This window comes from Pseudomonas sp. (assembly GCF_049590575.1).
In the GTDB taxonomy this organism is placed as follows: domain Bacteria; phylum Pseudomonadota; class Gammaproteobacteria; order Pseudomonadales; family Pseudomonadaceae; genus Aquipseudomonas.
On record NZ_JBAWDE010000425.1, the window covers coordinates 1 to 6,942 of the forward strand.

11 protein-coding genes are annotated in these 6,942 nt (G+C 61.6%); 4 read left to right on the forward strand and 7 right to left on the reverse strand.

Features of this window, described 5'->3' with window-relative positions:
- The 7 genes from rluB to WBR57_RS29485 all read right to left on the reverse strand — a co-directional run.
- Positions 1–950 (reverse strand): 23S rRNA pseudouridine(2605) synthase RluB (gene rluB / locus WBR57_RS29455; RefSeq protein WP_424088990.1); only part of this gene is annotated, 950 nt, incomplete at its 3' end.
- Between the two features lie 144 nt (positions 951–1,094).
- Positions 1,095–1,286: a DUF1289 domain-containing protein gene (locus WBR57_RS29460; RefSeq protein ID WP_044267786.1), complete on the reverse strand. Its 192-nt coding sequence runs from the start codon at positions 1,284–1,286 to the stop codon at positions 1,095–1,097.
- A gap of 48 nt (positions 1,287–1,334) precedes the next feature.
- On the reverse strand, positions 1,335–1,730 hold the full coding sequence (locus tag WBR57_RS29465) for a hypothetical protein (protein WP_424088992.1): 396 nt from the start codon (positions 1,728–1,730) through the stop codon (positions 1,335–1,337).
- Positions 1,731–1,881: 151 nt separating this feature from the next.
- Positions 1,882–2,823 (reverse strand): SMC-Scp complex subunit ScpB, encoded by a 942-nt coding sequence (gene scpB / locus WBR57_RS29470; protein ID WP_424088994.1) that lies wholly within the window; start codon positions 2,821–2,823, stop codon positions 1,882–1,884.
- Between the two features lie 12 nt (positions 2,824–2,835).
- Entirely contained in the window at positions 2,836–3,534 is a 699-nt protein-coding gene (locus tag WBR57_RS29475) for a segregation and condensation protein A (protein WP_424089006.1), read from the reverse strand.
- Between the two features lie 120 nt (positions 3,535–3,654).
- Entirely contained in the window at positions 3,655–4,284 is a 630-nt protein-coding gene (locus WBR57_RS29480) for an L-threonylcarbamoyladenylate synthase (RefSeq protein WP_122542892.1), read from the reverse strand.
- A 13-nt stretch (positions 4,285–4,297) separates the two neighbouring features.
- Positions 4,298–5,161 (reverse strand): PHP domain-containing protein, encoded by an 864-nt coding sequence (locus WBR57_RS29485; RefSeq protein ID WP_424088997.1) that lies wholly within the window; start codon positions 5,159–5,161, stop codon positions 4,298–4,300.
- 87 nt (positions 5,162–5,248) lie between these two features.
- Here WBR57_RS29485 and WBR57_RS29490 point away from each other — a divergent pair, with 87 nt between their 5' ends.
- The 4 genes from WBR57_RS29490 to WBR57_RS29505 form a co-directional block, all read left to right on the forward strand.
- Positions 5,249–5,845: a septation protein A gene (locus WBR57_RS29490; RefSeq protein WP_122542888.1), complete on the forward strand. Its 597-nt coding sequence runs from the start codon at positions 5,249–5,251 to the stop codon at positions 5,843–5,845.
- Position 5,846: 1 nt separating this feature from the next.
- On the forward strand, positions 5,847–6,146 hold the full coding sequence (locus tag WBR57_RS29495; protein ID WP_424089000.1) for a YciI family protein: 300 nt from the start codon (positions 5,847–5,849) through the stop codon (positions 6,144–6,146).
- Positions 6,147–6,253: 107 nt separating this feature from the next.
- Positions 6,254–6,661, forward strand: a complete 408-nt coding sequence (locus tag WBR57_RS29500; RefSeq protein WP_424089002.1) for a translation initiation factor 2 — start codon at positions 6,254–6,256, stop codon at positions 6,659–6,661.
- A 7-nt stretch (positions 6,662–6,668) separates the two neighbouring features.
- Positions 6,669–6,942 (forward strand): response regulator (locus WBR57_RS29505; protein ID WP_424089004.1); only part of this gene is annotated, 274 nt, incomplete at its 3' end.

The window sequence follows — 6,942 nt, forward strand, 5'->3', positions numbered from 1 at the left end:
CCTTCGATGTGCGGCTCACGCGAGATACGCCCACCGGTCGCCGGTGCATTCAGCGCCGGGCGCAGGGTGCGGGCAACGCGCTCGGTACGCGCCACAGGACGCGAGGATTTACGCTGCATACGCTCAAGCTTGTCTTTGCTCTTGGCGTTCATCTGCGGCATGGCCACCGGCGTCAGGCCGACTTCGGCGCTGAGGATGTCGACTTCGTACTGGCTCATTTCGCGCCAGCGGCCCATCGGCAGGTCGGAGTTGAGGAACACCGGGCCGAAACGCACGCGTTTCAGGCGGCTGACCACCAGGCCTTGGGATTCCCACAGGCGACGGACTTCGCGGTTACGGCCTTCCATCACCACGCAGTGGTACCAGTGGTTGAAACCTTCGCCACCTGGCGCCTGCTTGATGTCGGTGAACTTGGCCGGGCCGTCTTCCAGCACCACGCCGGCCTTGAGGCGCTCGATCATCTCGTCATCGACTTCACCGCGTACGCGCACGGCGTACTCGCGGTCCATCTCGTAGGACGGGTGCATCAGGCGGTTGGCCAACTCGCCGTCGGTGGTGAACATCAGCAAGCCGGTGGTGTTGATGTCGAGACGACCGATGTTGATCCAACGGCCTTCTTTGGGCTTGGGCATTTTGTCGAACACGGTCGGACGGCCTTCCGGGTCGTCGCGAGTGCAGATCTCGCCATCCGGCTTGTTGTACATGATCACGCGGCGCACCGATTCGGCGGCCTCTTCACGCTTGATGACCTTGCCATCAATGGTGATTGCGTCATGCAGGTCGACGCGCTGGCCAAGGGTGGCCTCGACGCCGTTGACCTTGATGCGCTTCTGGGTGATCCAGGCTTCGACGTCGCGGCGCGAGCCCACGCCGATACGCGCCAGCACCTTTTGCAGTTTTTCGCCTGCAGGGCCGATTTCCTGGCTGTCGTTCTGGTCTTTGTCGTTCATCTTAAGCACCTCCCGGTGGGTCGATTCAGGCGTGGCCTGAAGGGTATTGAAAGCGGGGCTTTGGGCGAATAGCTCGCCAAAGGGTCGCGAATCATACGCGCATGGCGCGCGTTGCGCATCAAAGACTAGTCGATCAGGCCGCAGTCATTTGCTTTTCCGCCGACCGGTGGCGCCCAACGCCAGCAGGCGCAGCTCGGCTTCGGCCAATACCGTGCGCTTGTCGGCCTTGTCGAGCTTCTTCCAGGCGCGGATTTCACGCTTGCTGCGGCCACAGCCAACACAGATGTCATCGTTGAATTTGCAGATGCTGATACAGGGGTCTTTGGTTGAACTCATCACTACCACTCTCGTTCCCACGCTCCGCATGGGAACGATCGTTTGGGTTCAGGGCAAACGTTTGACGCTGAATTTTTCACCGGTCCGGGACAGCTTGGCCTGCCAGCTCTGCCCATTACAGTCGAGTTTGACCAGGACCGGGATGCTCGTGCCGTCATCGTCGGTGAATTGTGTGGGCTTGCACCCCGCCGGCAGCGTGTTGGAAGCGCCGATCCATAACGCTTTCGATGAACCCGGCCGGTAGTACACGGGGCGCTCCCCGGCCGTACCTTTGCTCAAGCCAATGGCTCCGGTGGGGTCGGCGCCTGAGACAATGCTCACGCTTTGATCGCCATCCAGAGGTGCATAGGCGGTGGCAAGCGCATAACCAGCGGCGAAAACCGCCGCGCCTGCCAGTGCCGCCACGCCGAACGCATGGGTGAAACGTTGACCAGTGGTTTTCATGATGAGTCATCCATATTCAAAGAAAGGGATCACACCACCACGGATCAACAGCCCAGGCGCAATGGCGTTCAGCGAGTAAATACCGCGACTCAACGCCCCACAACTGTCAGAACTAACAGGTACAGCTTGTGTAACAGAACCCGACGCCTGATCAGGGCTCGAACGAGCGACGCTCGTTTTCAATGGCTTCAGCCAGCGCGCGGGCTTCGTCTTCCTCGTCGCTCAAGGGCGGTTGCTCAAGGGCGGCGACGGCTGCCAGGAGTTTCTCGCGGGCTTGCGCAACGCCAAGGATGTCTTCGTCAGGCGCTGGCTCTGGTTCTTCAACTTCGACTTCAGGCTCAACGTCAACGTTCAGTTGGGTTTCAGGCTCAGCCGCACCGTCACGCAGCAAGTCGTCGAAGTCGGTCTTGATGCCCTGCTCCATATCGTCCAGTTCAAGCAACAAGGTGTGGAAACTGGTTTCGTCCTTCGGCTCTTCCGGCTCGGCCGTGGCGTCGGCCAGTTCCTGCAGGCTGGCGGGCACCGGGGCGTCGTCGAAGTCCAGCACCGGGTCGGGTTCCATCTCGCGCAGTTCGGCGAGCGGCGGCAGGTCATCGAGGTTTTTCAGGTTGAAATGGTCGAGGAACACCTTGGTGGTGGCGAACATCGCCGGTTTGCCGGGCACGTCACGGTAGCCGACGATGCGGATCCACTCGCGTTCCAGCAAGGTCTTGACGATATGGCTGTTGACCGCCACACCCCGCACGTCTTCGATTTCACCCCGGGTGATCGGTTGGCGATAGGCGATCAGCGCCATGGTCTCCAGCATCGCCCGTGAATAGCGCTGCGGGCGCTCTTCCCACAAGCGGCCGACCCACGGGGAAAACTTCTCACGGATCTGCAAGCGATAACCCGACGCCACTTCGCGCAATTCAAAGGCGCGGCCATCACAGGACTTGCGCAGTATCTCCAGCGCCTTCTTGAACACCGGCGGCTCAGGGCGCTCGGCCTCTTCAAACAGTTCGAACAGGCGCTCCAGGGATTGCGGTTTGCCCGAGGCCAGGAGAAAGGCTTCCAGCAGGGGCGCCAGTTCGCGGGGTTCAGTCAGATTCATCGATTCAGCTCTTTATTCGGCTCGCGCCCGCACGTGGATAGCCGCAAAAGGCTCATTCTGGACCAGCTCGACCAAGGATTCCTTGACCAGTTCGAGGATCGCCATAAAGGTTACCACCACCCCCAGGCGCCCTTCTTCTTGGGTGAACAGCTCGACAAACGGCACAAACCCGCCGCCCTTGAGGCGATCGAGTACGTCGCTCATGCGCTCGCGGGTCGACAGGGCTTCGCGGCTGACCTGGTGATGTTCGAACATGTCACCCCGGCGCAACACTTCGGCCATGGACATCAGCAACTCTTCGAGGCTCACGTCCGGCAACAGCTTGCGCGCCCGTGCTTCGGGGGCGTCGAGCTTGGGCACCACCACGTCACGCCCAACACGGCTCAAGCCGTCGATGCCCTCGGCGGCCGCCTTGAAGCGCTCGTACTCCTGCAGGCGGCGGATCAGCTCAGCGCGCGGGTCGTCCTCTTCGGCCTCGACCGTCTCCGAACGCGGCAACAGCATGCGCGACTTGATCTCGGCGAGCATGGCCGCCATCACCAGGTACTCGGCGGCGAGTTCCAGGCGCACCGACTGCATCAACTCGACGTAGCCCATGTACTGGCGGGTAATTTCCGCCACCGGGATGTCGAGGATATTGATGTTCTGCTTGCGGATCAGGTACAGCAGCAAGTCCAGCGGGCCTTCGAAGGCTTCAAGGAAGACCTCCAACGCATCCGGCGGAATGTACAGGTCCAGCGGCATTTCCATGACCGCCTGGCCATACACCATGGCGAACGGCAGTTCCTGCTGGGCGCCCGCCTGGCTGTCGACGGTCTCCACGGCGGACATTCAGGCCTCGGCCATGAATGGCGCCGGGTCACCGCAACCCACGCGGATCACTTCCGGCTCGCCGTCGGCCAGGTTGATCACAGTGGACGCCTTGCCGCCGCCAAACCCGCCGTCGATGATCAGGTCCACCTGTTTTTCCAGGAGCTGACGCATTTCGTAGGGATCTTCCAGCGGCTCGGTGTCGCCGGGCATGATCAGCGACACGCTCATCAGCGGCTCACCCAGCTCGGCCAGCAGCGCCAGGGCAATCGGATGCTCGGGCACGCGCAGGCCGATGGTGCGTTTTTTCGGGTGCAGCAACAGGCGCGGCACTTCACGCGTGGCGTTGAGAATAAAGGTGTAGGGGCCCGGCGTGTGGGCCTTGAGCAACCGGAACGTGCCGGTGTCGACCTTGGCGAACAGGCCCAACTGGGACAGGTCGCTACAGATCAGCGCAAAGTTATGCTTGTCATCCAGTTGGCGCAGGCGCCTTACACGCTCGACTGCGCCCTTGTCGCCGATCTGGCAACCGATGGCGTAGGACGAGTCCGTTGGGTAGATCACCACGCCACCGGCGCGAATGATCTCCACGGCCTGCTTGATCAGACGCGCTTGAGGGTTTTCCGGATGAATCTGGAAAAATTGACTCACGTGTTCTACCTGTTCAGACGGTGGCAATAATGGGGTCATGCTTGAATCGCCCCCACAAGAGCGGCAAGTCGTCCGGGACCTGGCGATATTCGCCGATCTCGGACCAGCCGCCTGGGCCATGAAAATCACTGCCGGCACTGACCAGCAGACCAAATTCGCGGGCAAGAATCGCCAGGCTGCCGACCTGATCGGCGGGTTGGTGGCCGTTGACCACTTCAATTGCGTGGCCGCCCGCTCCAATATAGTCGCCAATCAGCTTGCGGCGCTTGCTGCGGGTGAAATCGTAATGCCAAGGGTGCGCCAGGCTGACCCAGGCCCCGGCGGCGCGCAGGGTGCCGACGGTATCCTCCAGGGTCGGCCAGTGTTGCTTGACGTCCCCCAACTTGCCGGCGCCCAGCCATTTGCGGAAGGCTTCGGCGCGGTCCTTGACGAAACCTTCACGCACCATCCAGTCGGCAAAGTGCGGCCGGGCCGGTGCATTACCGCTGTCGCCCAGCGCTTGCTGGATCGCGCGGGCGCCTTCAAGCGCGTTCGGCATGCCTTTAAGGCTGAGTTTTCGGCTTATTTCTTCGGACCGCAGCCAACGGCCATCGTGCAATTGGGCTATCGCGCCCACCAGTGCCGGTGCGTTTTGATCGAAACCGTAGCCCAGCACATGGATGGTGGCGCCGCCCCAGGTGCAGGACAATTCCACGCCGTTGACCAGTTGCATGCCCAGGGCATGCGCCGCCGTACGGGCCTCGTCGAGGCCTTCAAGGGTGTCGTGGTCGGTCAACGCAAGGACTCGCACGCCTTTTTCAAACGCACGCGCAACCAGTACCGCGGGCGCCAGGGCGCCGTCGGAGGCCGTGCTGTGGCAGTGCAAATCAACATTCACGGGAGTGTGTAACCTCAAGTCAGCTGGCGCTTTCGCTACCAAGGATGTTTGTTATTATGCCGCCACATCCAGCTTCTGGCTCTTACTGTGAAACAATTCATCGACTTCATCCCGCTGTTGCTGTTTTTCATCGTTACCAAACTCGACCCCAGGGTTATCGATATCGCCGGTCACGAGCTGACGTTCGGGGGCATCTACAGCGCCACCGCCGTACTGATCATCAGCTCTGTGGTGGTCTACGGCGCCATCTTCATCTCACAACGCAAACTCGAGAAAAGCCAATGGCTGACCCTGGTCGCCTGCCTGGTCTTCGGCGGCCTGACCCTGGCCTTCCACAGCGAAACCTTCCTTAAATGGAAAGCCCCGGTGGTCAACTGGCTGTTCGCCCTGGTGTTTATCGGCAGCCACTTCATCGGTGATCGCCTGCTGATCAAGCGGATCATGGGCCATGCACTGACCCTGCCCGACCCGGTCTGGACGCGCCTGAACGTGGCCTGGATCGTGTTTTTCCTGTTCTGCGGCGCCGCCAACCTGTTCGTGGCCTTTACCTTCCAGGACTACTGGGTCGACTTCAAAGTCTTCGGCAGCCTGGGCATGACCGTATTGTTCCTGATCGGCCAGGGTATCTACCTGTCGCGCCACCTGCATGACACCGCCCCCACCACGCCGAAAACCGAGGACTGACATGCTCTACGCCATCATTGCCACCGACGTTGCCAACTCGCTGGAAAAACGCTTGTCCGTGCGCCCGGCACACGTGGAACGCCTTAAAGTGCTGCAGGCCGAAGGCCGCCTGGTACTGGCCGGCCCGCACCCGGCCGTAGACAGCAACGACCCCGGCGACGCCGGTTTCACCGGCAGCCTGGTGGTCGCCGAGTTCGCCTCGCTGGCCGACGCCCAGGCCTGGGCCAAGGCTGACCCCTACGTAGCGGCAGGTGCGTACGCCGACGTGGTAATCAAGCCGTTCAAGCAAGTCCTGCCTTGAGCTGAGTGGCGCCGACGCTTAAACCGTTCGGCGCCCTGCTAATGGCTCATTATTCTCGGTAACCTGCCGACAACGTTCTGAATATTCGTGTGGAATCAGGAGTTCCGATGCGCTTACGTCAGTTGTGTCTGTTGGCAGTGTTAATGATCGGGGCTACGGCCCACGCTGAAGAAACCTCGAACACCGGCAGTTCCACGCCCCTGTCCTTGAGTGCCGGCGCCCAGATCACCGAGTTGCAGCAACGCTTGAAAGAAAGCGAACGGCTGCGTGAAGAACTGGGCAAGCAGCTGCAAAGCGCAGACGCTACCCGCGAAAGCGCCCAGCTGAGTCGCCTTCGCCAAGAGAACCAACGCCTGGCCCAGCAACTCAAAGATACACAGGGCGGTGCGATGACCCGATGGCTGACCGAGCAACAGCAGTGGTTTGTCACCGGCGCGGCCGTCGCACTGATCGCCTTGCTGTGCGGGATCTTCGCCAGCGGTGGGCACCGTCGCCGTCGACAATGGCTAAATTGAGTGAGTCATGAGCGAGCTGTTACTGATAGATGATGACCAGGAGCTCTGCGAGCTGCTGACCAGTTGGTTGAGCCAGGAAGGTTTCCAGGTGCGCGCCTGCCACGATGGCTTGAGCGCGCGCAAAGCCTTGGCTGAATCCGCCCCGGCGGCGGTGGTGCTCGACGTGATGCTGCCCGACGGCAGCGGCCTTGAGCTGCTCAAGCAATTGCGCAACGACCACCCGGAGCTGCCGGTGCTGATGCTGTCGGCGCGCGGCGAACCGCTGGACCGCATCCTCGGCC

What these genes read in the sequence shown, in the direction of transcription:
- WBR57_RS29460 (WP_044267786.1), bottom strand. Translation starts at nt 1,286, where the DNA reads ATGAGTTCAACCAAAGACCCCTGTATCAGCATCTGCAAATTCAACGAT.
- WBR57_RS29465 (WP_424088992.1), bottom strand. Translation starts at nt 1,730, where the DNA reads ATGAAAACCACTGGTCAACGTTTCACCCATGCGTTCGGCGTGGCGGCA.
- scpB (WP_424088994.1), bottom strand. Translation starts at nt 2,823, where the DNA reads ATGAATCTGACTGAACCCCGCGAACTGGCGCCCCTGCTGGAAGCCTTT.
- WBR57_RS29495 (WP_424089000.1), top strand. Translation starts at nt 5,847, where the DNA reads ATGCTCTACGCCATCATTGCCACCGACGTTGCCAACTCGCTGGAAAAA.
- WBR57_RS29500 (WP_424089002.1), top strand. Translation starts at nt 6,254, where the DNA reads ATGCGCTTACGTCAGTTGTGTCTGTTGGCAGTGTTAATGATCGGGGCT.